The organism is Agromyces sp. NPDC056523 (genome assembly GCF_042794545.1).
GTDB lineage: Bacteria > Actinomycetota > Actinomycetes > Actinomycetales > Microbacteriaceae > Agromyces.
This window is the reverse complement of the sequence record NZ_JBHTTM010000002.1, coordinates 209,496-233,546: the sequence shown is the minus strand read 5'-3', so window position 1 is coordinate 233,546 and position 24,051 is coordinate 209,496. Positions and strand designations below refer to the sequence as shown.

The window sequence follows — 24,051 nt, the reverse complement described above, 5'->3', positions numbered from 1 at the left end:
AAGCGCATGAGCGAATCCGTCAGCCTCCCGGCACTCGGCGAGAGTGTCACGGAGGGCACGGTCACCCGCTGGCTGAAGAATGTCGGCGACCGTGTGGAGGTCGACGAGCCGCTGCTCGAGGTCTCGACCGACAAGGTCGACACCGAGATCCCATCCCCGGTCGCCGGAGTGATCGAGGCGATCCTCGTCCAGGAGGATGAGACCGTCGAGGTCGGCACCCCGCTCGTGACCATCGGCGACGGCTCCGGTGCGGGCGCCGCGCCCGCCGAGGCGCCGGCTGCCGAACAGGCTGCGGCACCCGAGGCCGAGCAGGCCCCGGCCCCAGCTCCCGAGCAGGCCCCGGCCCCAGCTCCCGAGCAGGCCCCGGCCCCAGCTCCCGAGCAGGCCCCAGCCCCAGCTCCCGAGCAGGCCCCGGCCCAGGCGCCCGCCGCGCAGCCGGCCGCCGAAGCGCCCGCAGCTCCGGCCGCCGAGCCCGCGGCTCCGCAGGCACCGGCCCAGCCGGCCCCGGCTCCCGAGCAGCCCGCCGCCCAGGCCCCGGCTGCCCAGGCCCCGGCTGCCCAGGCCCCCGCCGCCCAGGCCCCCGCTGCCCAGGCACCTGCTGCACCGGCTCCGACCCCTGCTCCCGAGCAGCCGGCCGCCCCCGCCGCGCCTGCTCCGGCCGCCGAGGCCGCCCCCGCACCGCAGGCGGGCGCCCACGCCGGCGCCTCCGGCTACGTGACCCCGATCGTGCGCAAGCTCGCGAACGAGCAGGGCGTCGACCTGGCGTCGGTGCAGGGCACGGGCGTCGGCGGCCGCATCCGCAAGCAGGACGTCCTGTCGGCCGGAACCCCGGCGGCAGCACCGGCAGCCGCGGGTGCCGAGGCCAAGCCCGCACGTCAGCCGCTCGAGACGTCGCCGCTCCGCGGCACGACCCAGCCGATGACGCGTCTGCGCAAGGTCGTCGCCGAGCGCGCCGTGGTCTCGATGCAGTCGACGGCCCAGCTCACCTCCGTGGTCGAGGTCGACGTGACGCGCGTCGCCCGCCTCCGCGACCGGGTCAAGGGCGCCTTCCACGAGCAGACCGGCACGAAGCTCTCGTTCCTGCCGTTCTTCGCGCTGGCGGCGGTCGAGGCGCTTCGCGCCTACCCGATCGTCAACTCGACGGTCGACGGCGAGTCGATCGTCTACCCCGAGCGCGAGAACCTGAGCATCGCGGTCGACACCGAGCGCGGCCTGCTCACGCCGGTCGTGCGCGACGCGGGCGAGCTCGACATCGCAGGACTCGCCAAGCAGATCGCCGATCTGGCCGAGCGCACGCGAAACAACCAGCTCAAGCCCGACGAGCTCGCAGGCGGCACGTTCACGCTGACCAACACCGGCTCGCGCGGTGCGCTGTTCGACACGCCGGTCGTGTTCCTGCCGCAGACCGCGATCCTGGGCACGGGCGTCGTGGTGAAGCGTCCGGTCGTGATCTCCGAAGACGGCTCCGACGCGATCGCGATCCGATCGATGGTCTACCTCGCACTGTCGTACGACCACCGGATCATCGATGGCGCCGACGCCGCGCGGTTCCTCACCGCCGTCAAGGCCCGGCTCGAGGAGGGCGACTTCGAGGGCGACCTCGGCATCTAGTCGAACCACTCCCGTAACCGCCACCCGGCCTCGCTCCGCATCATGAGGAGCGAGGCCGGTTCGCGTTCGCCCGCGACATCGGGGACGGAGACCACGACCGCATCACCCAGGTCGGCGACCACGGTGATCGCATCGAGGTCGGCCTGCGCCTCGAAGCCGGCGTCGCCCTGCTCGATGGCGGCACGATCCCGGGCCTCGATCGGCGAGCCGGGCTGCGCGACGGCCGCCAGGCATGCGACGTCGCGCGAGGCGAGGCAGCTCGTGCGGATCTCCAGCAGCGCCGCCGCTGCGGCGATCGGGTCGTCGGTGCGGACCGGAACCGCCTCGGCAGTCCCTGCTCCTTCGGCATCCGGATGGTCCGGGCCCGTCTCCGGAGACGCCACGGGTGCATCCGGTCCCGGCGACGGCGCGGTCGATGCGATGCTCGAATCGCCCAGCCGCGATGCCGGGTCGGCCGCCGACGGCGGACCCGCGGTGAGCAGGACGACGAGGGCACCGGCGCCCACGAAGCCGCCCGTGAGGAACGCGCCACGGCGTCGCCGCACGACCTCCGCGAGTCGCCCGGCCAGCGCCGTTCGCGGATCGTGATCGAGCGTGTCGGCCACCTCGGCGGCGACACCGGGGGGCATCTGCGCGATCTCGGCGAGTCTCGCCCACCGCCTCGTTCGACGGGATCCCGACTCCGCGGAATCACTCGGGTCGATCTCATCCGCTCCCGGGACGACCTCACGAGGCACGCCGGCCGTGATACGCGACGGCACCTGCCGACGGGCCGTCGTCTCGGACCGGACCCCCGGAAGCGGCAGGGGTGCCGCGACGTCGAACAGCGCCCGCTCGAGGTCGAGATCCCGAGGCAGGAACGGACGTGCGTCGAGCGCGTCGCGGGCGACGCGAACGACGGCGTCGAGCGCACGTCGATCGCGCGTGGCCGCAGCGACGTCCTCGATGAGCCGGAGCAGCGCGGCCTGCCCGCGGCGGAGCAGGTCGGCGCGCTGCCCCGCGGCGACGGCACGGTCCAGTCGCTCGAGGGCACCGAGCCCGAGGAGTCGCGGCCTCCCGTCCTCGTCGATCGTCACGTCGGCGATGTCGAGCCGCGCATGGACGAGGCCGCGGGCGGCGAGTTCGCGGACGGCGACGACGATCGGTGCCAGGGCGGTGACGGCCTGGCCCGGAAGCAGCCCGCCGTCGGCCAGCAGCGCAGCGAGCGGCGTGCCCGTGATGCGCTCCACCACCAGGCAGCATCGGCCCTCGTCGAACCCGGCGACGTCGATGAGCGCCGGTGTCGCACCCGACCCGTCGTGCTGCATCGCCGTCATCTCGTTCGCGATCGCCTCATCGTCTGCCGCGCGACCGTATACCCGGACGACCACCAGCGAGCCGGTGGTGGGCGGTGCCGCCCCGGGTTCCGCGCTGCCGGGAGGGACGTGGGCCGTCGCGAGGTACACGTCGGCGCGCTCGCCGGTCGCCAGGCGGCGGATGAGTCGGTAGCCGGCCAGCACAGGTTCGATGCCGTCCCCGCCGGAGGTGAGCTCACCGGTGGCCGGAGGCGCGGTGCTGGGCGGCGACTGCGAGCGGAAGAACCGTGGCATGGCGCAAGGATCGCGCGAGCAAGCGCAGTCCCAGCCGATACGAGGGCCGTCCTGCACATCCAACGCATCCCGAGCACTGTGGAGGACGAGCCGCCACCTAGGATGGAGCCCATGCTCGACTACGTCGTCACGGGGCTAAGCGCCAACTCCGTGCCGTATCTCGAGGGTCTCTCCCTCCAGCGCGCCGTCCATCAGGCGGTGGTCTCCGGTGATCGGCCGGACGCCGTCATCCTCCTCGAACACGAGCCGGTCTACACCGCCGGCAAGCGGACCGCCCCCGACGAGCGACCGACCGACGGAACGCCGGTGGTCGACGTCGATCGAGGCGGCAAGATCACCTGGCACGGCCCCGGCCAGCTGGTGGGCTATCCGATCCTGCACCTCGACGAACCGATCGACGTGGTCGGCTACGTGCGCCGCCTCGAGGCCGTGCTCATCGACGTGCTCGCGACCTTCGGCATCGAGGGTCGTCGCGTGGAGGGCCGATCGGGCGTCTGGATCGTCCGCGACGCCGTCGAGGAGAAGATCGCCGCGATCGGGATCCGCGTCGCCGACGGCGTGACCATGCACGGGTTCGCCCTCAATTGCTCGAACTCGCTCGAGCCCTACGAGAAGATCGTGGCCTGCGGCATCCGCGACGCCGGCATCACGACGATGTCGAGGCAGCTCGACCGTCTCGTGACGCCGGCCGACGTCGTCGACGCGGTCCGTGCGCGCCTGTCCGCCGAGTTCGCCCCGGCCGAGGAGGCCGCCGCGTGAGCGCCGATCCCGCAGGCCGGCGGATGCTGCGCCTCGAGGTGCGCAATGCGGAGACGCCGATCGAACGCAAGCCCGAGTGGATCAAGACCCGGGCCAGGATGGGCCCCGAGTACCGCCAGCTGCAGCAGCTCGTGAAGTCCGAGGAGCTGCACACCGTCTGCCAGGAGGCGGGCTGCCCGAACATCTACGAATGCTGGGAGGACCGCGAGGCGACCTTCCTCATCGGGGGTTCGCAGTGCACGAGGCGCTGCGACTTCTGCCAGATCGACACGGGCAAGCCGGCGGACTACGACATCGACGAGCCGCGACGCGTCGCCGAGTCGGTCGTGCGGATGAAGCTGCGCTACTCGACCGTCACGGGCGTCGCGCGCGACGACCTCCCCGACGAGGGCGCCTGGCTGTACGCCGAGACCATCCGCGAGATCCACCGCCAGTCCCCCGGAACCGGCGTCGAGATCCTCGTGCCCGACTTCTCGGGGAACCCCGAGCTGCTCGGCGAGGTGTTCTCGGCGCGGCCCGAGGTGTTCGCCCACAACGTCGAGACGGTCCCGCGCATCTTCAAGCGCATCCGTCCCGCGTTCCGGTACGAACGCTCGCTCGACGTGATCACGCAGGGTCGCGATGCCGGCCTGATCACCAAGTCGAACCTCATCCTCGGCATGGGCGAGGAGCGCGCGGAGATCTCGCAGGCACTGCGCGACCTGCACGATGCGGGCACCGACATCATCACGATCACGCAGTACCTGCGTCCGAGCCCGCGGCACCTCCCGGTCGCACGCTGGGTGCGGCCCGAGGAGTTCGTCGAGCTCAAGGCCGAGGCCGAGGAGATCGGGTTCCTCGGCGTCCTCGCCGGTCCGCTCGTCCGCTCGTCGTATCGCGCCGGTCGGCTCTGGGCGCAGTCGATGCACGCCAAGGGCCGCGCCCTGCCGGCCGACCTCGCGCACCTCGCCGACGAGTCGCTCGGCTTCGCGCAGGCCGTCGGCTGAGTCGATGCGCGGCTGACGGACGTCCGGCCGTCACTCGACGGTCGGACGTGCCGTCAGCCGCCGGTATCCTTGTCGCATGGCACGAACCAAGGACGCCGGGGACGCTTCCAAGCCCCCGAAGGAGCCCGGCCGCATGAAGCAGATGTGGCAGGTCTTCCAGATGACCCGCCGCTACGACCCCACCGCGCAGTGGCTCATGCTCCTCGGATTCCTCGGACCCGTGCTCGTCGGCCTCGTCCTCGCCCTCTGGCTCAGCGAGGGCAACGGCTTCACGATCGCGCTGTGGATCGTCGCGGGCGCGCTCGCCGGCCTCCTCGTTGCGCTCGTCATCCTCGGCCGCCGTGCCGAACGGGCGGCGTACTCGCAGATCGACGGCCAGCCCGGCGCGGTCGGCGCGGTCCTGCGCAGCGGCCTGCGGGGCGGATGGGTCGGCAGCGAGATGCCCGTCGCCGTGAACGGCAAGACGCAGGATGCGGTGTACCGCGCGGTCGGCCGGGGCGGAGTGGTCCTGATCAGCGAGGGCCCGCGCGCCCGCACGGAGCGCATGCTGACCGACGAGCAGCGCAAGGTCGCCCGCGTGCTTCCGAACGTGCCCGTGAGCACGCTCTCCGTCGGCCACGAGGAGGGCTCGGTCGAGCTGCACCGCCTCGCAGCGGCGCTGCGCAAGCGCAAGCGCGTGCTGACCAAGCCCGAGGTGCTCGCCGTGTCGAACCGGCTCAACTCGCTCCAGGCGCCGCTGCCGATCCCGAAGGGCATCGACCCGATGAAGGTACGTCCGCAGCGCGGCAAGATGCGCTGACGCACACACGACTGCCCCGCGGCATCCGTTCACCTCGAGCGGATGCCGCGGTCGTCTCAGCTCCGGAGCAGGATCGTTCCGGCGAGCTTGTCGTGGAAGCCCCGTTGGTCGGCATCCCAGATGAGGGCCGGGATCACCAGCAGGAGCAGCAGGGTGCGGACCACGGGCCGCCACAGGCCGACCCAGCCGCCGGCCATCGGCACGACCCGGAGCCCGAGGAACCGGTGGCCGACGCTGCCGCCGAGGGTGGGGATGAACAGCACCTGCATGAGCGCGAAGATCCCGAGCGTCGCCCAGGACTGGGCCGGTGATGCGTAGGGCCCGGCGAGCAGGGCGATGACGTTCGCGATCGCCCAGTCGACGAGGATCGCCGCGACGCGGCGCCCGACACGGCCGACGGAGCCGGTGCCCTCCTCCGGGAGTCCGAGGCGTTCCCCCGGGTAGCGATTGGGCGTGAGGTCACCGGATGCGGGCGCGGGTTCGGGCACCGGACGATTCTACCGATGGCCGATCGCGTAACACGGTGGAAACATTCGCGTCACGGTCGGGAAACGCCGTCCGCGTAGCGTCGCTACCGGTCGAACGACTGCGTCCGCGCCCTCTACCCGCCCTTGGAGCATCGTCACATGTTCAGTGATTCATCTGAAGTCCTCAAGTTCATCAAGGAGACGGACGTCAAGTTCCTCGACATCCGTTTCACCGACCTCCCGGGCGTGCAACAGCACTTCAACATCCCGGCCTCCACCGTCGACGAGGACTTCTTCACCGTCGGCCAGCTGTTCGACGGCTCCTCGATCCGCGGCTTCGCGTCGATCCACGAGTCCGACATGCAGCTGATCCCCGACGTCTCGACCGCATACGTCGACCCGTTCCGGGCCGAGCGCACGCTCATCATGGTCTTCGACATCTACAACCCCCGCAACGGCGAGATCTACGGCAAGGACCCGCGCCAGGTCGCAAAGAAGGCCGAGAAGTACCTCGCCTCGACCGGCATCGCCGACACCGCGTTCTTCGCCCCCGAGGCCGAGTTCTACATCTTCGACGACGTGCGCTACGAGGTGAAGCAGAACTCGAGCTTCTTCTCGGTCGACTCGAGCGAAGGCGCCTGGAACTCGGGCCGCGAGGAGGAGGGCGGCAACCTCGCCAACAAGACGGCGTACAAGGGCGGTTACTTCCCCGTCTCGCCCGTCGACCAGCACGCCGACCTGCGCGACGACATCGTGCTCAAGCTGATCGACGCGGGCCTCGAGGTCGAGCGCTCGCACCACGAGGTCGGCACGGCCGGCCAGGGCGAGATCAACTACAAGTTCGACACGATGGTGCACGCCGCCGACGACATCCTGAAGTTCAAGTACATCGTCAAGAACACCGCCAACGAGTGGGGCAAGACGGCCACGTTCATGCCGAAGCCCCTCTTCGGCGACAACGGCTCGGGCATGCACACCCACCAGTCGCTCTGGAACGAGGGCAAGCCCCTGTTCTACGACGAGGCGGGCTACGGCGGCCTCTCCGACGTCGCGCGCTGGTACATCGGCGGCATCCTGCGTCACGCCCCGGCGCTGCTCGCCTTCACGAACCCGACGGTGAACTCGTACCACCGCCTGGTGCCGGGCTTCGAGGCCCCCGTGAACCTCGTCTACTCGGCGGGCAACCGCTCCGCGGCGATCCGCATCCCGATCACGGGGACGAACCCGAAGGCCAAGCGCATCGAGTTCCGCGCGCCGGATGCCTCGGGCAACCCCTACCTCGCGTTCGCCGCGCAGCTCATGGCCGGCCTCGACGGCATCAAGAACCGCATCGAGCCGCACGAGCCGGTCGACAAGGACCTCTACGAGCTGCCGCCCGAGGAGGCCAAGTCGATCCCCCAGGTGCCGGGTTCGCTCGACGCCGTGCTCGACGCGCTCGAGGCCGACCACGACTTCCTCCTCGAGGGCGGTGTGTTCACCAAGGAGCTCATCGAGACCTGGATCGACTACAAGCGCGAGAAGGAGCTGAAGCCGCTGGCCCAGCGTCCGCACCCGTTCGAGTACGAGCTCTACTACGGCGTCTAGATCTCTCCGCCCCCCAGGGAGAGTCGAGGGCCCGTGTCGCGTGCGACACGGGCCCTCGTTCGTCTCCCGACACCGGCCGACGGCGGGCGAGCGGATGGCGCGACTCAGCCGGTCGTCGGTTCGCGTCGCGGCTCGACGCCGTAGAAGCCGCGCTCGAAGGTCGCCCGGGCCCGGCGGGTGACCTGCAGGTAGTCGTGCTCGAGCCGCGTCGCCGAGCCGGGCGGGTAGCCCATGATCCGGGCGACGCCCTCGAGCTGGGTGCGTTCGACGGGCAGCACGTCGGTCGTCTTGTCGAGCCAGAGCGTCAGCGCCGATCGCGCCCGGGACGCGAAGATCCACGCGGCTCGGAGCGTCTCGGAGTCGACGGCGGCGACGAGCCCGGCCTCGACCGACGCCGAGAGGGCGTCGAGGGTCGACGTGGTCCGCAGTGCCGGCACGCGCGCCGCATGCTCGAGCTGGACGAGCTGCACGAACCACTCGACGTCGCTCAGCGATCCTCGCCCCAGCTTCAGGTGTCGAGTCGGATCGGCACCCTGAGGAAGCCGCTCGTTCTCGACGCGGGCCTTGATCCGCTTGACCTCGCGCACCTCCTGCTCGGCGATCGCGGCGGGATACCGCACACCGTCGGCGAGTTCGGTGAAGTCGGCGATCAGGGTGCGGTCTCCCGCGACGCCCCGCGCGCGCAACAGGGCCTGGGCCTCCCACGTGAGCGACCAGCGGGCGTAGTAGGCGCGGTACGCGTCGAGCGAGCGGGCGACGACGCCGTTGCGTCCCTCGGGGCGCAGTCCCGCGTCGAGCTCGAACGGCAACCGGGCGTCCTCGCTCACGCGCACGAGCTCGGACACGATCTTGAGCGCCCGCGAGTGGGCGGCATCGGGTTCGGCCCCCGCGGGGCGGTAGACGTAGAGGATGTCGGCGTCGGAGCCGATGCCGAGCTCGCGCCCGCCGAAGCGCCCCATCCCGATGACCGCGAACTCGATCCCGTCGTCGCCTCGCCGGATCGCCCGGACGAGCCCGTCGATGTGCGCCTCGACGACGTCGCTGAGGCCGTGCCCGAGCTCCTCGATCGTGCAGACGTCGAGCATCGCCGCGAGCGCGAGCCGGAGCACCTCGCGCCGACGGACCGCGCGCAGCACCTTCGCGGCCGGTTCGAGCTCGGAGTGGCGCGCGAGCACCGCGGAGGTCTCCTCGCGAAGGGCCGACAGGGGTCGCGGGCGCAGTTCCTCGACGTCCTCGAGCCAGGCGACCGCTTCGGGCGTGCGCTCGAGGAGCTCGCCGGCGAACCGTGAACCCGACAGGACGCGGGTGAGCCGCAGCGCGGCATCCGAGGAATCGCGCAGGAGTCGCAGGTACCAGTGGGTCGTTCCGAGTCCGTCGCTGATGCGCCGGAACGCGAGCAGGCCGTAGTCGGGGTCGGCGCCGTCGGCGAACCACGAGATGAGCACCGGCATCAGGTGGCGCTGGATCGTCGCGCGCCGCGACACACCCGCGGTGAGCGCGCCGATGTGCGCGAGCGCCCCGTGCGGATCCCGGAATCCGATGGCCGCGAGCCGCGCTTCGGCCTGCTCGCTCGTCAACCCCAGCCCTTCGGCGGGCAGGGCCGCCACGGCCGAGAGCAGCGGACGGTAGAAGAGGCGCTCGTGCAATCCGCGCACCCGGCGACGCGTGGCCTGCCAGGTGGAGGTCAACTCGTCGGCATCTCGGCCGAGACCGGACGCCCGAGCCAGCGCACGCCTCGCCGCCGCATCCCGTGGCATCAGGTGCGTGCGCCGCAGGCGCGCGAGCTGGAGCCGATGCTCGAGGACGCGCAGGATCCGGTAGTCCCGGGAGAACACGGCCGACTCCTCGCGGCCGACGTACCCGTGCTCGGCGAGCGCCGCGAGCGCGGGAAGCGTCCCTCCTTGGCGGATCGCCGGATCGGTCGCGCCGTGCACGAGCTGCAGCAGCTGCACCGTGAACTCGATGTCGCGGAGGCCGCCGGGACCGAGCTTGAGCTGCACCTCGACCTCGTCGCCCGGGATGTGCTCGGTCACGCGCTCGCGCATGCGCTGGACGGACTCGACGAACCCCTCGCGCGACGAGCTCGCCCACACCTTCGGCGCGACGCCCGCGGCGTACCGGTCGCCGAGCTCGCGGTCGCCGGCCAGGGGCCGCGCCTTGAGGAGCGCCTGGAATTCCCAGCTCTTCGCCCACCGGTCGTAGTACTGCAGGTGCGACTCGAGCGTGCGTACGAGCGCGCCGTCCTTGCCCTCGGGTCGCAGGTTCGGGTCGACCTCCCAGAGCGGCGGTTCGATCCCGGGCTCGCCGATCAGCCGCATGGCGGTCATCGCGAGCCGGGTCGCGACGTCGAGTGCCCGTGCCGACGACACGGCCTCGTCATCGGCGGACTCCCCGACGAAGATCACGTCGACGTCGCTGACGTAGTTCAGCTCGCGCGCGCCGGCCTTGCCCATGCCGATGACCGCGAGGCGCGTGGCGGCGACCTCGGCTGCCGGGAACCGCCCCGGCGCCGCGGGCTCGTCGTCGTTCCGTCCGACCATCCGGCGCGCGAGGTGCAGGGCCGCCTCCAGTGCGGCGCCGGCGAGATCGGCCAGGCCGGCCGAGACCGCGTCGACGGCGTCGACGGCATCGGAGCGCGTCAGGTCCCACACCGCGATCCGGGCGAGCAGCCGCCGATACCGCACCCGCAGCGCCCGTCCGCCCGCCTCGGCGAGCGTCGCGGGCGGCGCGTCGACCGACGCGACCGCGTCGACGAGTTCGGCCGCGGCCGCATCGGGCGAGGGCGGAGGCTGGGGTGCCTCCCGGAGCACTGCGAGCTCTCCGGCGTTCCGGAGGAAGAACTCGGCGAAGCCTCGCGACGCGCCCAGCAGCCTCGCCGCCCGCTCGAGCGAGCCGGGGTCGTGCAGGATGTCGCGGACGGCCTCGGGTGCCCGCTCGTACAGCCGCTGCAGCTCTGCGAGCGCCTGGTCGGGGTCGCCTGCGGCAGCGAATGCGTCGAGCAGCGACATCGGCGCCAGGCCGGTGGCGTCAGCAAGGCCGGTCAGCCCGCTTCCGGCCCGCTCCAGGTCGTCGAACCCTGCGCGAGCGAGTCCGCCGAGCGTGGGGACCTGTCGAGTCATCCGCTCGCGCTCTTCAGAGGATCTCGAGGTTGCGCTGCAGCTCGAACGGCGTGACCTGCGACCGGTAGTCGCGCCACTCGGCGCGCTTGTTCGCGAGTACGTAGTTGAAGACCTGCTCGCCGAGGGTGTCGGCGACGAGTTCGGACTCCTCCATGTACTCGATCGCGTGGTCGAGGCTCGCGGGCAGCGGGTGGTACCCGAGCGCACGACGCTCGCTGTCGGTGAGCGCCCACACGTCGTCCTCGGCCTCGGACGGGAGCTCGTAGCCCTCCTCGATGCCCTTCATGCCCGCGGCGAGCAGGAGCGAGAACGCGAGGTAGGGGTTGGCGGCCGAGTCGATCGCGCGGTACTCGACGCGCGCGCTCTGCCCCTTGTTGGGCTTGTAGAGCGGCACGCGCACGAGGGCCGACCGGTTGTTGTGGCCCCAGCAGATGAAGCTGGGGGCCTCGTCGCCGCCCCAGAGGCGCTTGTACGAGTTCACGAACTGGTTCGTGACGGCGGAGATCTCGTTGGCGTGCCGCAGCAGGCCCGCAATGAACTGGCGGCCGATCTTGGACAGCTGGTACTGCGCGCCCGGCTCGTAGAACGCGTTCGCGTCGCCCTCGAACAACGACAGGTGCGTGTGCATGCCGGAACCCGGATAGTGCGAGAACGGCTTGGGCATGAAGGTCGCGTACACGCCCTGCTCGATCGCCACCTCTTTCACGACCGTGCGGAAGGTCATGATGTTGTCGGCGGTGGTCAGCGCGTCGGCGTAGCGGAGGTCGATCTCGTTCTGCCCCGGCCCCGCCTCGTGGTGGCTGAACTCGACCGAGATGCCCAGGTCTTCGAGCATGCGCACCGAGCGCCGGCGGAAGTCGTGCGCGGTGCCGCCGGGGACGTTGTCGAAGTAGCCCGCCGAATCGACGGGCTGGGGGCCTTCGGGGCCGTACTTGCTCGACTTGAGGAGGTAGAACTCGATCTCGGGGTGCGTGTAGAACGTGAAGCCCCGGTCGGCGGCGTTCGCCAGGGTGCGCTTGAGCACGTTGCGCGGGTCGGCCACGGCGGGCTCGCCGTCGGGCGTCGTGATGTCGCAGAACATGCGGGCCGTCGGATCGATGTCGCCGCGCCACGGCAACGTCTGGAACGTCGTGGGGTCGGGATAGGCGAGCAGGTCGGACTCGAACGTGCGGCTGAGGCCCTCGATCGCCGAGCCGTCGAAGCCGATGCCCTCGGTGAAGGCGCCCTCGACCTCTGCCGGGGCGATCGCGACCGACTTCAGGGTGCCGACGACATCGGTGAACCACAGCCTGACGAACTTGACCCCTCGCTCCTCGATGGTCCGGAGAACGAAGTCGCGCTGCTTGTCCATGCACACCCTTCCTCGACGCTCTTCAGCGTACTGGGTCGCGCCGTCGCGCCCGGCCGGGTGACGGTCCGCTGTGCGAGGATGACGACATGTCCGACCACGCATCCAGCGACGCCGAATCCGCAGCCGACTCCACCGTGACCGAGAACCCGTACGGCGGCGCCTCGGCCGCCGTCGGCGGGCCCAAGCGCGTGCGAACCCGGCACTTCCAGAACGCCAAGCGCGAGGGCATCAAGATCACGGGTCTCACGAGCTACGACCAGCTCACCGCGCGCATCTTCGACGACGCCGGCATCGACTTCCTCCTCGTCGGCGACTCGGCGGGCAACAACGTGCTCGGCTACGAGACGACGCTGCCCGTCACGGTCGACGAGCTGATCCCCCTGACCCGCGCGGTCGCCGGTGCGGTCACGCGCGCGTTCGTGATCGGCGACCTGCCGTTCGGGTCCTACGAGAACGGCCCCGACGAGGCGCTGCACACCGCCATCCGCTTCATGAAGGAGACCGGCGCGCACGCCGTGAAACTCGAGGGCGGCGAACGCAGCCACAAGCAGATCCGCCGCATCGTCGGCGCGGGCATCCCGGTGATGGCCCACATCGGCTACACGCCGCAGAGCGAACACCAGCTCGGCGGCCACATCATCCAGGGGCGCGGCGAGGGCATCAACCAGCTCCTCGCCGACGCCAAGGCGGTCCAGGATGCGGGTGCCTTCGCCGTGGTGCTCGAGATGGTGCCCGCCGACGCGGCCCGCGAGGTCACCGATCTGCTCGAGATCCCGACCATCTCGGTCGGCGCCGGGCCGCACTGCGACGGGCAGCTGCTCGTATGGACCGACTGGGCGGGCCTGACGACCGGGCGCATCCCGAAGTTCGTCAAGCAGTACGCGAACCTCGCGGGGGTGCTGAGCGACGCCGCGACGGCGTGGCGTTCCGATGTCGCGTCGGGCGCCTACCCGACCGAGCAGCACTCGTACTGAGGCGTGTCACCGGCCGACGCGCCGATCGCGCGTGCCGGCCGCCGTCACTCCTCGGCGGCCTCCTCCTCGGCCCACTTCGCGCTGTTCGCGCGGAGGATCTCGAGGGCGTTCTCAGCCTCGGCGCGCGTGGCGAACGGGCCCACGCGCTCGACCGCGGGAGAGACCATGCCCTCCTCGACCTGCCCCGTGTTGAGGTTGTACCAGAACTGATGCTCTGCGTCCCGCGACATAGGCTGATCCTATGCCCAAGGACCCCGCCGGCCGCCTGATCCCCGGCCGACCGTCGCCGACGCGCGCAGTTCCGTCGGCGATCCCCCGCCCGGAATACGTGGGCCGCGCCGCACCGACGCCGAACACCGGCGGCGACCGCTACTCGGCCGACGAGGTGGAGCGGATCCGGGCGGCCGGACGCGTGGCGGCGGGTGCGATCGAGGCCGCGGCTCGCGCCATCCGGCCGGGTGCCACGACCGACGAGCTCGACCGGATCGCGCACGAGCACGTCGTCGCGCACGGTGCGTATCCCTCGACGCTCGGGTACCGCGGCTATCCGAAGTCGTCGTGCACCTCGGTGAACGAGGTGATCTGCCACGGCATCCCCGACGACACGGTGCTCGAGGACGGCGACCTGGTGAACATCGACGTCACCGCGTACCTCGACGGCGTTCACGGCGACCTCAATCACACGTTCCTCGTCGGGGAGGTGAGCGAGGAGACGCGGCTGCTCGTCGAGCGCACGCGCGAGGCGCTGGCCCGCGGCATCCGTTCGGTGGCCCCTGGCCGTCAGGTGAACGTGATCGGTCGCGCGATCGAGTCGTACGCCAGGCGATTCGGTTACGGCGTCGTGCGCGACTACACCGGTCACGGGGTGGGACGCGCATTCCACACCGGCCTCGTGATCCCCCACTACGACGATCCGAACGCCACCACCGTGATGGAGCCGGGCATGGTCTTCACGATCGAGCCGATGCTCACGCTGGGCACGACCGAGTGGGACCTGTGGACCGACGACTGGACCGTCGTGACGCGGGATCGATCGCTGACGGCCCAGTTCGAACACACCGTCGCCGTGACCGAGCGCGGTGCGGAGATCCTGACGCTGCCGTGAGCCCCGGCTCCTGGGCCTCGTGGGCCTCGCGATAGTGTGGCCGCATGGCGACTGAGCGCGCGATCGGCATCGACATCGGCGGCACGGGCATCAAGGGAGCGGTCGTCGACCTCGGCACGGGTGAGCTCGTCACCGAGCGCGTGAAGATCAAGACGCCCGCGGGCGGGCGACCCGCCGACATCGTCGCGGCGACCTCGCAGCTGCTCGCGATCATCGCCGGGCAGGGGCACACCTCGCTGCCGCTCGGCGTGTGCTTCCCCGCGATCGTGAAGCAGGGCCGCACGCTCTCGGCGGCGAACATCTCCGAGGAGTGGATCGGACTCGAGGCCGAGCGGCTGTTCGAGCGCGAGCTCGGCAGCCCCATCCACTTCATCAACGACGCGGATGCCGCGGGCTACGCCGAGTCGCAGTTCGGCGCCGCGCGGGGCGAGCGGGGCCTCGCCATCCTGACGACGCTCGGAACCGGCATCGGCTCCGCGTTCCTGTACGACGGCGTGCTCGTGCCGAACACCGAGCTGGGCCACCTCGAGATCGACGGGCACGATGCGGAGGACCGCGCGGCCTATTCGGCGATGGAACGCGAGGGACTCTCGTGGGAGCAGTGGGCGGAGCGGCTCCAGCGGTACTACTCGCACGTGGAGTTCCTCTTCTCCCCCGACCTGTTCATCGTCGGCGGAGGCGTCTCGAAGCACCACGAGCACTTCCTGCCGCGGCTCTCGCTGAAGACGCCCATCGTGCCGGCCGCGTTCCGCAACAACGCCGGCCTCCTCGGCGCCGCCGCCCTCGCGGCGAAGTACTAGAGGAGGAGTGCGAGCGGGCCGGCTGATACGCCGGGTTCTGTTCACCGGGCGCTTGCGCGACACCGGCTGGACGGCCATCTCTCTCGGAGCCACGTCGCCGTGACCCTCCAGCGGCCTACCCGGGAACGGGACGGGCAGCCCCATGGTTCCCTGTCTGGCCTTGCTCCGGACGAGGTTTGCCGAGCCGACCGCGTCACCGCGGCCGCTGGTGGGCTCTTACCCCACCGTTTCACCCTTACCGCAGGCGAGCCTGCGGCGGTCTGCTTTCTGTGGCACTGTCTCGCGGGTCACCCCGGGTGGGCGTTACCCACCGTCCTGCCCTGCGGAGCCCGGACGTTCCTCGGCACCCGATCACTCGGATGACGCGACCGTCTTGCCGACCCGCTCGCCCTCCAAGGCTACAGGTCGCAACTGGGCTGCGGCTCCGATCGGCTCAGAGGCCGGACTCGTCGGTGCGGACGAGGATGCGGTCGCACTCGGGGCACTGCACGACCTCGTCGGGCGCGGCCTTCCGCACGGCCTCGAGGTCGGATCCGGTGAGCGTGATCGTGCATCCGCCGCACGTGCGCTGCTGCAGCAGCGCGGCCCCGACGCCCCCGCCGCGGGCACGGCGCTGCTCGTAGAACGCCAGGAGGTCGCCGGGCACGGTGCCCGCGATCGCGGTGCGGTCGCGCTCGGCGCCGTCGCGCTCCGTTGCGAGCCCACCCGCGGCCTCGTCGCGCTCGCCCTCGAGTCGCGCCACGTCGGCGGCGATGTCCGCACGCTCGGCGTCGACGTCGCCGACGTGCGCCTCCGCGGACTCGACCTTCTCCATGACCACGAGCTCCTGGTCCTCGAGGTCGGAGAGGCGCTTGCGCAGCGACGTCAGCTCGGACTCGAGCGCCGCGACATCCTTCATCGACGAGGTGTGGGTGAGTCGGTCGCTGTCCCGCGCGATGCGCTTCTCGACGACCTCGACATCGGACTCGATGCGACCCAGCTCGCTGCGCGCGTCCTCGAGCGCGCCCACGGCCTCGGCACGGCGCGCGCGCACGGCTCCGTCGCGCTCGCCGAGCGAGGTGAGCTCGGCGGTCTGCGGCAGCGACCGCAGGCGGTGCGCGAGTTGCTGGAGGCGCGTGTCGATCGATTGGAGACGCAGCAACTGCTGCTGGTCGGCTGGGCTGGCCTTCACGTGGTGCTCCTCGTGGGGATGGGGGTCGGTCGGACGTTCACTGCAGGACCTGGAAGTCCCACGGGTCGGTGCGGAGGTCGCTGACCACGACCTCGAGCTCGCGGTGCGCCTCGCGCAGTTCGGCGGCCGCGCCATCCAGCCACAGCCATTCGCTCGCCCAGTGCGACACGTCGATGAGTGCGGGCCCGCCGCCGAGCACGGCCTGCTCGCGCGCCTCGGACGCCGGATGGTGGCGCAGGTCGGCGGTGACGTACACGTCGGCGCCCTGCACGACCGGGTGGGAGAGCAGCGAGTCGCCGGCGCCGCCGCACACGGCGACCGTCTCGACGGGATCGTCGTAGCCGCCTGCGACACGGACGCCGCTCGCCGTCGGCGGCAGCACCTCGGCGAGGCGGCGCGCGAGCCGGCCGAGCGTGGTGGGTTCGGTGAGCCGACCCGCACGTCCGAGCCCGCGGCCCGGGTCCGCCGCACTGGGCACGATGGGCGCCGCATCCACCAGGCCGAGCCGATCGGCGAGCGCCGCCGACGTGCCGGTCTCGACGACGTCGGCGTTCGTGTGCGCGGCGATCAGTGCGCAGTCGGCACGGATGAGACGCGCGAGCAGCGCTCCCTTGTAGCGGTCCTCGGCGATCGAGGTCACGCCGCGCAGCAGGAGCGGGTGGTGCGCGATGAGCAGGTCGGCGCCCGTGTCGACGGCCTCGTCGACGGTCGCGGCCACGGCGTCGACGGCGAGCAGCACCCGGCCCACCTCGCCCTGCGGATCACCGGTGACGAGCCCCGGAGCGTCCCACGCCTCGGCGCCCGCAACGGGCCACAGGCGCTCCACGGTCGCGAGGAGGTCGGCGAGGAGGACTGGCACCCGCCCAGCCTAGCGCCGGGCCCGACGCGGGATCCGTGATGCGGCACCGTGGCAGATCGGGCCCGGCCCGCATAGGATCGCGGCAGATGCAGGACCTGCGCGGAACCGCAGGGCGGACGCATCGGGCGCCCGCCCCGAGAGGGGATCGCCCTGTTCGCGACGCGTCCGTCGCCGCAATCGTCGGCACGACTTCGGCCGTGCTCGTCGTCAGCGGGTCCTGGGTTCCGTCGCTCTGGGGTGACGAGGCGGCCTCCATCATGTCCGCGCGCCGGGAATGGGAATCGCTCGTCGCGCTGCTCGGCACGGTCGACGCGGTCCACGGGGTCTACTACGCACTGCTGCACGTCTGGGTCGACCTCGTCGGGGCATCGCCGTTCGCGGTGCGCCTCCCCTCCGCCCTCGCGGTCGGTGCGGCGGCGGCGGGCCTCTACTTGCTCGTGCGACGACGTGCCGATCGATGGGTCGCGCTCGTCGCGGCCTGCGTCTTCGCCGTGATGCCCCGCGTGACGTACGTCGCCACCGAGGCTCGTTCGATGGCCCTCGCGACCGCGATCGCGGTCTGGACGACGCTGCTCCTCCTCCGTCTGCTCGACGGCCCGGCTCGGCGCGCGTGGTGGGTCGTGTACGCGATCGGACTCGCGGCCGGGACGTACGTGTTCCTCTATGCGGGCCTGCTGATCCTCGTCCACGTCGTGGTCGTGGTGCACCGGATGGCGCGGGCCGGTGCCTCCTCCGGCGGCGCCGCAGGGCGGCTCCACCCCTTCGCGTTCACCTGGGCCGGCGCCGCACTGCTGGCCGCGCCGGTCGCCGTGCTCGCGATCCGGCAGCGCGAGCAGATCGCGTTCCGCGGGCAGCAGGACATCGTGAGCCTCGCCTCGGTCCTCGTCTCACCGTGGTTCATCCTCCCGGCGGTGGCCGCCGTGGCGTGGACCCTGATGGTGGTCGGCGTCGTGACCGGTGTCGCCCACCGGCACGACGCGACGTGGTCCGGGCGCCGGGAGCTCCTCGTGCTGGCGGGCGCCTGGGTGGTGCTTCCCGCCGCCGTGCTCCTCATCCTGACGGCGCTCGTGACCCCCGCGTTCACCCCCCGCTACCTGGTCGTCAGCGCGCCGGGCGTCGCGATCCTGATCGCGGTCGGGTGCTCCGCGCTGCCCAGACTCGTGCCCCGCGTCGCGGCGGTCGCCGCGCTCGTCGCGCTCGCGGTCCCGGCGTACGTCGACCAACGCACTCCGTACGCCAAGAACGGGCGTACCGACTGGCAGGCCGTCTCCGCCGCCGTCGCAGAGCTGGCCGAGCCGGGCGACGGCATCGTGTTCGACGGGCAGGTGCGGCCGTCGCGACGGCCGCGCCTGGCGATGCACGTCTATCCCGAGGGTTTCCGCGGACTGGTCGACCTCACCCTCATCCGACCCCACCACGAGACGGACGGACTGTGGGACGTCACGGCCCCGCTCGCCGACGTCGACCACCGACTCGACGGGATCGACCGCGTGATCGTCGTGTCGCGGAGCGCGCGCGGCGTCGACGCGGACGTCGCGGTGCTCCACGACGCGGGATTCGAGCCGATCGAACGCCGCGCCCTGCCATCCGACACCGTCACCGTCTTCGGACGCGACGGGCGCTGAACGGCGCTCGAGACGGAGCAGTGGGCCCTGCCGGGCTCGAACCGACGACATCCACGGTGTAAGCGTGGCGCTCTACCAACTGAGCTAAAGGCCCTCGCCGCGTCGGGCCTCTTCGGCCCGCCGTGCGGCGCACGCCCATGGTATCCGAGCGGCCTAGACTCACGGGCATGGAGGTGGGCACGCGGCATCCCAGCCGCACCGCCGAGCCCGAGTACCGCTGGCCGGCGGTGCTGGCGCTGCTGGTCGCGCTCGCGCTGTACGCGTTCCTCCCGAACGAGCTCATCGGCGTCCAGCGGTTCGTGGTCTCCGCTGCGGGCATCGCCTTCCTCGTCATGCTCTCGATCGTGAATCCGCACAAGCTGGTCCGCCAGCCGCGCTGGTACCGGGTCGTCTCGGTCGCGTTCGCGCTCCTCCTCGTCCTCGTCAACCAGGTCGCCCTGGTGGTGATCGTGACCAAGCTGGTGAGCGGCCCCCACGACGCCCCCGAACTGCTGCTCGCCGCGCTCCAGGTGTGGGTCGCGAACGTCATCGGCTTCGCGCTGCTCTACTGGGAACTCGACCGCGGCGGACCGGTCGTGCGAACGACGCGGGCGCGAACCGAGCTGCCGCCGGCCGACCTCCGCTTCCCGCAGGACGAGGACCACACCGCCGTGGCCGAAGTCGCCGCGCGGTCGTCCGCGGTCATGGACTGGACGCCCCGGTTCGTCGACTACTTCTACACGTCGCTGTCGAACAGCATGGCCTTCAGCGCGAGCGACGCGATCCCGCTCTCGCAGCGGATCAAGCTGCTCATGGGCCTGCAGGCGTTCGGCGGGTTCGTGATCCTCGCGCTCGTGATCGCCCGGTCGGTCGGGATCCTCGGCTGAGCACGTCGAGTGTGTTCCGGGTGCGTCGGTATGGACGCGCTCGGACGAGCGGTATGCAACGGGTATGGACGCAGCCGGGCCGTCGTTGACAGGCCTCGGGGCCCATTCGACAATGCAGGTGTGGAGATCCGAGTATTCGGTGACCTCACGATCAACGGCGGCAAGCTCAGCCCCAAGGAGCGGTCCTTGCTGGCCGTACTCGTCCTTCGATCCGGGAACGTCGTCGCACCGTCCGAGCTGGCGGATGCGATGTGGGGAGACGACCCGCCGGCGACGTGGCGCAAGCAGGTGCAGGCACTCGTCGCGCACGCGCGACGGGAGCTCGGGTCCAGCGCCATTGCCACGTTCGGCGCCGGATATCGACTCGATGTCGAACCCGACTCGATCGACGTACTGCGATTCGAGCACCTCCTCGCCGACGCGGTGCGGCATCGAGCCGAGCATGATCCCGTTCGGGCCGTCGACGTGATCGACCGTGCTCTCTCGCTCTGGAGCGGCGCGCCCTACTCAGATCTCGGCGAATGGCCGCCCGCGGTCGCCGAGGTCCGGAGACTCGAGCAGATCAGGGCCACAGCCGAGGAGGACCTGTTGGCGGCGCGGCTCGAGTGCGGCGAGGACCGCACTGTCGTGCCCGATGCCGAGCGCCTGCTGCGGCGCGAGCCCTTCAGGGAACGACGGTGGGCGATCCTGGCGACTGCGCTGTACCGGACGGGACGGCAGGCCGATGCACTGGCCACGTTGCGCACGGCGCGCGAGCGGCTCGCGGAGGAGCTCGGCATCGCACCCGGTGCTGAACTCGTCGCTCTCGAGTCTGCGATCCTCAACCAGGACCCGTCACTCGAGGCGCCCGCCATACTGCTTCTCGGAAACGCGGAATGCCCCTACCGGGGCCTGCAGCCGTTCGGGACCGAAGACGCCGAGGAGTTCTTCGGTCGGGAGGCTGAGGTCCGGGCGGCACTGGATCGGCTCACGGTCGCGCCGTTCCTGGCGATCTCCGGCGCCTCGGGCTGCGGCAAGTCGTCCCTCGTTCTCGCCGGGATCGTTCCGGCCCTCCGGGCACGCGGCGAGCACGTGGTGGTGATCGCCTCGGGCGCTGCACCGCTGACACGTCTTCGCGAGGTGCTGGCGGGGTCGGCGCACGGCGTCGTGGTGATCGACCAGTTCGAGGAGTTGTTCCACTCCGGATTCTCCGCGTCGCAGGTCGAGGAGGCGGGCACCCTGATCGCCGACGCGGTCGCGGCGGGGCGACGCGTCATCGTCGTGGTACGCGCGGACTTCCTCAGCGCCTGCGCGACCGCAGCCGGCATCGGGCCGTTGTTCGCAGACGGCGTGCACCTCGTCGGGCCGCTCACCCCCGACGGCCTTCGTGCGGCGGTCGAGGGTCCGGCCGCCCTCGCCGGACTCCGCATCGAGCCCGGCCTCGTCGAGGTGCTCCTCCGTGACGCTGCGGGCGCGCCCGCCGTGCTCCCTCACGTCTCCCACGCCCTCGTGGAGACGTGGGCGCGTCGCGAGGGTGCGACGCTCACCGTCGCGGGGTACGAGGCGGCCGGCGCTCTCGACGGCGCCATCGCCCAGTCGGCCGACCGGCTGTACCGTTCGCTCGATTCGGCGCAGCAGGAGATCTGCCGCTCGACGTTCCTCCGGCTGGTGGAGATCGGAGCGGATGGCGCGCCCATGCGTCGACGTGTCGGCCTGGCACCACTGCGCGAAGACGAAGCGCACGACCGCGTGCTCACCATCTTGGCGCGATCGCGGCTGGTCAGTGTCGAAGAGGACTCACTGATCGTCGCGCACGAGTCGCTCGCCGTCGCATGGCCGCGCCTGCGCGGCTGGCTGGATGAGGACGCCCAGTGGATCCGGGCGATGCACGGGCTCGCAAACGCGGCGAGCACGTGGGATGCGGACGGACGCCCCGACGAGGACCTCTACCGTGGCGCGCGCCTCCAGGCGGCACTCGAGTGGCGGGAGGGCCATGCTCCCGAGCTGACGCAGACCGAGGCTGCGTTCCTGGACGAATCGGCGCGGCTTCATCAGAGCACGCTCGAGGAGGTCCGAGCACGTGCGGCCCGGGATCGTCGACAGAACCGCCGCCTGCGCACGTCGCTCGGCGCGATTGCCGGGCTGTTGCTCGTCGCCCTCATCGCGGGCGGCTTCGTCGTGACCGGGGCGGCGGAGATCGACCGTCAGCGCGTCGAGGCGCGCATCGAGGCGCTGACCAGCAGGGCCGAGTCGCTGCAGGCCACCGAGCCCGACGTCTCAGCACTGCTCGCCGTGGAGTCCTATCGCCGCTGGCCCGAGGATCCTCGCACCCGATCGGCGTTGATGGCCACGATGACCGGTTCGCTCGGAATGGTCGGCACGGGCTACGTCGAGCGGGTGGATGAGATCGCCGGCACACTCATCCCGGGATCACGCGAGGCGGTGCTCGTAACCGATGCGCTGGACGTGCGTATCGTCGACATCGACTCGATGGAGACGCTCCGCACCCTGGACATCCCGCGCTACGGCGGATCATACCTCGATGAACGCATCGGTCCGGTGGTCAGCAGTGACGGCACACGCGTCGCCGCCGTCGAGTGGCTGCGCACCGAATGGTTGGGAACGGATTTCAACGGTCGGCTCGTCATCGCCGACGTGGTGACAGGGCAGCGGCTGCTCGGGCCGATGCTGCTGGGATTCGACCCCTCGGTGATCGCACTCGCTCCGGACGGCCGCGTCCTCGCGGCACTCGACGGGACCGGGAGACTCCGACTCATCGACACGGCCGATGGCTCGATGCGGACCGTAGAGGGAACCCTCGAGCACGCGTCGCTGAAATTCCCGCGAGCCGACGGCGCCCTCCAGTTCACGCCCGACGGACGGTTGCTCTACGGGACCATGGAGGGGCAGCTCCTCGTGATCGACCCCGCGACAGCGACGGCGCGGGTCGCGGTTCAGATGCCGCCCGGGGCGACGAGCGTGTCGATGGCAGTGCTGTCCGACGCCCGAGTCGTGACGACGGGCCAGCGACGGATCGCATTCGTCGACCTCGAGCATGCTCGGGTGGAGTGGGTGCACGAGTTCGCGATCGACGACAGCGGAGGCGCCCCGATACGCCCGAAGAATCTGCTGCCGGAAGAGGATGTCGACGCTCTTCGCGAGGACCAGCCCTGTCCCTGGCTGGCGGCCTCCGTCGAACTCGGCACGCTGTACTGCGGCGATCTCTTCGGTCACATCGACGAGCGCGACCTCCGTACCGGTGTGTCCACCGGCATCCACCACGACCCGAGGCTCGGCGAGGTCGGGCCGCTCGCCGTCTCGGCCGACGGGAAGGAGCTCATCGTCATCGGCCGCGGATCTCCCACCATCACCCGCTGGATGCTGGACGGTTCCGGCCCTGCCACGCGGCTGGTCGCGCCGGGATGGACCCTCGTGGACGGGTACTCGCCCGGCGATCCTCAGATCCTCGTCGGTCGACGACAGGAGGGCGCGACTGCAGGCTCCGCTCCCACTGAGTTCGCCGTGCTGGACACTGGCACCGGCGAACTGACCACCCGGCTGCCCGTTCCGTCGTACCGCGTGATCTGGGGCGGACGAGGCATCCTCTTCGGGGACATCTGGGACGGCCATCGTCCGGTGCGCGGCTTTCTCGACGTCGGCACGGGGAGAAGCTATGGCTCCGAGGCGATCCCGATGGACCTCGCAGGCGCGTTCGCGGATGCCGCGGGGAAGCGCCTATTCGCGGTTCGCGCGAACGGGGACATCTGGACGATCGACCCCAGCACGGGCTCGCGCACCGAGCCGACCATCCGCACGAATGGGCAGGTCTGGTCGGTGTCGTCGAGCGCGGACGGCACCGAGGTGATCGTCACGGCGTGGTACCAACGTGATGACGAGGAGCGGATTTCGGTCTTCGACGGGACGACCGGCGAGGAGCTGCGGTCCGGGCCCGAAAAACTCCGAGAGGCGATCCTGGACGCTGACGGCGGGATCCTCAGCGCTCGGAACGATCGGATCGTCCGACACAGCAGCACGTCGCTCGCGCTCGTCGATTCACTTCCCGCGGTGCCCGGCGGGCTGGCGGCGTTCAGTCTGAGCGCCGACGGTCGGACGCTGGGTGCATCCGGGCGGGATGGCACGGTCTCGGTCTACGACCTCGTCGCGGGCATCCCGATCGGAGGACCGCTGCCCGCCGATGGGCTCGGCAGGTTCAGTGCCGATGGTGGACAGCTGGCCGTGGACACCGCCGGCGGCATCGCGGTGTGGGACCTCCGCCCGGCGACGCACTCGGAGATCGCCTGCCGGATGGCCGGCCGCGACCTGACGCCCGACGAGTGGGCGGCACACCTCGACGGCCTCGGATCGTATCGTTCGACGTGCGGGTTCGGTTCCGACTGAGACCACGCC

Annotated in this window: 18 protein-coding genes, 1 tRNA gene and 1 other RNA gene; 11 read left to right on the top strand and 9 right to left on the bottom strand. The window is 71.2% G+C overall.

Annotated elements, in window-relative coordinates; all coding sequences use genetic code 11:
- Positions 1-6: 6 nt before the first annotated feature.
- Complete coding sequence (gene sucB / locus ACFQ58_RS08055) at positions 7-1,611, top strand: 2-oxoglutarate dehydrogenase, E2 component, dihydrolipoamide succinyltransferase (RefSeq protein WP_376950557.1); 1,605 nt, start codon at positions 7-9, stop codon at positions 1,609-1,611.
- On the opposite strand, the gene ACFQ58_RS08050 is transcribed toward sucB, so the two are convergent.
- Positions 1,608-3,200 carry a hypothetical protein gene (locus ACFQ58_RS08050; protein ID WP_376950556.1) on the bottom strand — a complete coding sequence of 531 codons (1,593 nt, stop codon included), beginning with the start codon at positions 3,198-3,200 and terminating at the stop codon, positions 1,608-1,610. The two genes, sucB and ACFQ58_RS08050, sit on opposite strands and share 4 nt — an antisense overlap.
- 111 nt (positions 3,201-3,311) lie before the next feature.
- On the opposite strand from ACFQ58_RS08050, the gene lipB reads away from it, so the two are divergent.
- From lipB to ACFQ58_RS08035, 3 genes are all read left to right on the top strand, one after another.
- A complete protein-coding gene (lipB, locus tag ACFQ58_RS08045) occupies positions 3,312-3,959 on the top strand; it encodes a lipoyl(octanoyl) transferase LipB (RefSeq protein WP_376950555.1) in 648 nt (215 codons plus the stop codon).
- Positions 3,956-4,945 (top strand): lipoyl synthase, encoded by a 990-nt coding sequence (gene lipA / locus ACFQ58_RS08040; RefSeq protein WP_376950554.1) that lies wholly within the window; start codon positions 3,956-3,958, stop codon positions 4,943-4,945. The genes lipB and lipA overlap by 4 nt, the downstream gene beginning before the upstream one ends.
- Positions 4,946-5,021: 76 nt before the next feature.
- A complete protein-coding gene (locus ACFQ58_RS08035; RefSeq protein WP_376950553.1) occupies positions 5,022-5,744 on the top strand; it encodes a DUF4191 domain-containing protein in 723 nt (240 codons plus the stop codon).
- Between the two features lie 56 nt (positions 5,745-5,800).
- On the opposite strand, the gene ACFQ58_RS08030 is transcribed toward ACFQ58_RS08035, so the two are convergent.
- Complete coding sequence (locus tag ACFQ58_RS08030) at positions 5,801-6,232, bottom strand: RDD family protein (RefSeq protein WP_376950552.1); 432 nt, start codon at positions 6,230-6,232, stop codon at positions 5,801-5,803.
- Positions 6,233-6,370: 138 nt separating this feature from the next.
- Here ACFQ58_RS08030 and glnA point away from each other — a divergent pair, with 138 nt between their 5' ends.
- The gene (glnA, locus tag ACFQ58_RS08025) at positions 6,371-7,795 is read left to right on the top strand and encodes a type I glutamate--ammonia ligase (RefSeq protein ID WP_376950551.1); all 1,425 of its coding nucleotides are present in this window, start codon (positions 6,371-6,373) and stop codon (positions 7,793-7,795) included.
- A 104-nt stretch (positions 7,796-7,899) separates the two neighbouring features.
- Here glnA and ACFQ58_RS08020 read toward each other — a convergent pair whose 3' ends face one another.
- Together ACFQ58_RS08020 and ACFQ58_RS08015 are read right to left on the bottom strand one after the other, a co-directional pair.
- Positions 7,900-10,914 (bottom strand): bifunctional [glutamine synthetase] adenylyltransferase/[glutamine synthetase]-adenylyl-L-tyrosine phosphorylase, encoded by a 3,015-nt coding sequence (locus ACFQ58_RS08020; protein ID WP_376950550.1) that lies wholly within the window; start codon positions 10,912-10,914, stop codon positions 7,900-7,902.
- A 13-nt stretch (positions 10,915-10,927) separates the two neighbouring features.
- Complete coding sequence (locus tag ACFQ58_RS08015; RefSeq protein WP_376950549.1) at positions 10,928-12,265, bottom strand: glutamine synthetase family protein; 1,338 nt, start codon at positions 12,263-12,265, stop codon at positions 10,928-10,930.
- Between the two features lie 86 nt (positions 12,266-12,351).
- Between ACFQ58_RS08015 and panB the strand changes: the two genes are divergently transcribed.
- Positions 12,352-13,239: a 3-methyl-2-oxobutanoate hydroxymethyltransferase gene (gene panB / locus ACFQ58_RS08010; protein WP_376950548.1), complete on the top strand. Its 888-nt coding sequence runs from the start codon at positions 12,352-12,354 to the stop codon at positions 13,237-13,239.
- A 44-nt stretch (positions 13,240-13,283) separates the two neighbouring features.
- On the opposite strand, the gene ACFQ58_RS08005 is transcribed toward panB, so the two are convergent.
- On the bottom strand, positions 13,284-13,469 hold the full coding sequence (locus tag ACFQ58_RS08005) for an SPOR domain-containing protein (protein WP_376950547.1): 186 nt from the start codon (positions 13,467-13,469) through the stop codon (positions 13,284-13,286).
- Positions 13,470-13,480: 11 nt separating this feature from the next.
- On the opposite strand from ACFQ58_RS08005, the gene map reads away from it, so the two are divergent.
- Both map and ppgK read left to right on the top strand, forming a co-directional pair.
- Complete coding sequence (gene map / locus ACFQ58_RS08000) at positions 13,481-14,344, top strand: type I methionyl aminopeptidase (protein ID WP_376950546.1); 864 nt, start codon at positions 13,481-13,483, stop codon at positions 14,342-14,344.
- Positions 14,345-14,388: 44 nt separating this feature from the next.
- A complete protein-coding gene (ppgK, locus tag ACFQ58_RS07995) occupies positions 14,389-15,144 on the top strand; it encodes a polyphosphate--glucose phosphotransferase (protein ID WP_376950545.1) in 756 nt (251 codons plus the stop codon).
- A 10-nt stretch (positions 15,145-15,154) separates the two neighbouring features.
- Here ppgK and rnpB read toward each other — a convergent pair.
- The 3 genes from rnpB to ACFQ58_RS07980 all read right to left on the bottom strand — a co-directional run bounded on the left by rnpB (position 15,155) and on the right by ACFQ58_RS07980 (position 17,174).
- Positions 15,155-15,528: RNase P RNA component class A (gene rnpB / locus ACFQ58_RS07990), an RNA gene on the bottom strand.
- A 49-nt stretch (positions 15,529-15,577) separates the two neighbouring features.
- Positions 15,578-16,315, bottom strand: a complete 738-nt coding sequence (locus ACFQ58_RS07985) for a zinc ribbon domain-containing protein (protein ID WP_376950544.1) — start codon at positions 16,313-16,315, stop codon at positions 15,578-15,580.
- 37 nt (positions 16,316-16,352) lie between these two features.
- On the bottom strand, positions 16,353-17,174 hold the full coding sequence (locus ACFQ58_RS07980) for a Nif3-like dinuclear metal center hexameric protein (RefSeq protein WP_376950543.1): 822 nt from the start codon (positions 17,172-17,174) through the stop codon (positions 16,353-16,355).
- A gap of 197 nt (positions 17,175-17,371) precedes the next feature.
- On the opposite strand from ACFQ58_RS07980, the gene ACFQ58_RS07975 reads away from it, so the two are divergent.
- The gene (locus ACFQ58_RS07975; protein WP_376950542.1) at positions 17,372-18,799 is read left to right on the top strand and encodes a glycosyltransferase family 39 protein; all 1,428 of its coding nucleotides are present in this window, start codon (positions 17,372-17,374) and stop codon (positions 18,797-18,799) included.
- 21 nt (positions 18,800-18,820) lie between these two features.
- Here the strand turns inward: ACFQ58_RS07975 and ACFQ58_RS07970 are convergent.
- Positions 18,821-18,893 (bottom strand) — tRNA-Val (locus ACFQ58_RS07970).
- 73 nt (positions 18,894-18,966) lie between these two features.
- On the opposite strand from ACFQ58_RS07970, the gene ACFQ58_RS07965 reads away from it, so the two are divergent.
- Together ACFQ58_RS07965 and ACFQ58_RS07960 are read left to right on the top strand one after the other, a co-directional pair.
- Positions 18,967-19,665, top strand: coding sequence for a hypothetical protein (locus ACFQ58_RS07965; protein ID WP_376950541.1), 699 nt, complete (start codon positions 18,967-18,969; stop codon positions 19,663-19,665).
- A 120-nt stretch (positions 19,666-19,785) separates the two neighbouring features.
- Positions 19,786-24,042 (top strand): BTAD domain-containing putative transcriptional regulator, encoded by a 4,257-nt coding sequence (locus tag ACFQ58_RS07960; RefSeq protein WP_376950540.1) that lies wholly within the window; start codon positions 19,786-19,788, stop codon positions 24,040-24,042.
- Positions 24,043-24,051: the final 9 nt, after the last annotated feature.

Excerpts from the sequence above, each read along its gene's own strand:
- sucB (WP_376950557.1), top strand. The coding sequence starts at position 7 with ATGAGCGAATCCGTCAGCCTCCCGGCACTCGGCGAGAGTGTCACGGAG.
- ACFQ58_RS08050 (WP_376950556.1), bottom strand. The coding sequence starts at position 3,200 with ATGCCACGGTTCTTCCGCTCGCAGTCGCCGCCCAGCACCGCGCCTCCG.
- lipB (WP_376950555.1), top strand. The coding sequence starts at position 3,312 with ATGCTCGACTACGTCGTCACGGGGCTAAGCGCCAACTCCGTGCCGTAT.
- ACFQ58_RS08035 (WP_376950553.1), top strand. The coding sequence starts at position 5,022 with ATGGCACGAACCAAGGACGCCGGGGACGCTTCCAAGCCCCCGAAGGAG.
- glnA (WP_376950551.1), top strand. The coding sequence starts at position 6,371 with ATGTTCAGTGATTCATCTGAAGTCCTCAAGTTCATCAAGGAGACGGAC.
- ACFQ58_RS08020 (WP_376950550.1), bottom strand. The coding sequence starts at position 10,914 with ATGACTCGACAGGTCCCCACGCTCGGCGGACTCGCTCGCGCAGGGTTC.
- ACFQ58_RS08015 (WP_376950549.1), bottom strand. The coding sequence starts at position 12,265 with ATGGACAAGCAGCGCGACTTCGTTCTCCGGACCATCGAGGAGCGAGGG.
- panB (WP_376950548.1), top strand. The coding sequence starts at position 12,352 with ATGTCCGACCACGCATCCAGCGACGCCGAATCCGCAGCCGACTCCACC.
- ACFQ58_RS08005 (WP_376950547.1), bottom strand. The coding sequence starts at position 13,469 with ATGTCGCGGGACGCAGAGCATCAGTTCTGGTACAACCTCAACACGGGG.
- map (WP_376950546.1), top strand. The coding sequence starts at position 13,481 with ATGCCCAAGGACCCCGCCGGCCGCCTGATCCCCGGCCGACCGTCGCCG.
- ppgK (WP_376950545.1), top strand. The coding sequence starts at position 14,389 with ATGGCGACTGAGCGCGCGATCGGCATCGACATCGGCGGCACGGGCATC.
- ACFQ58_RS07965 (WP_376950541.1), top strand. The coding sequence starts at position 18,967 with ATGGAGGTGGGCACGCGGCATCCCAGCCGCACCGCCGAGCCCGAGTAC.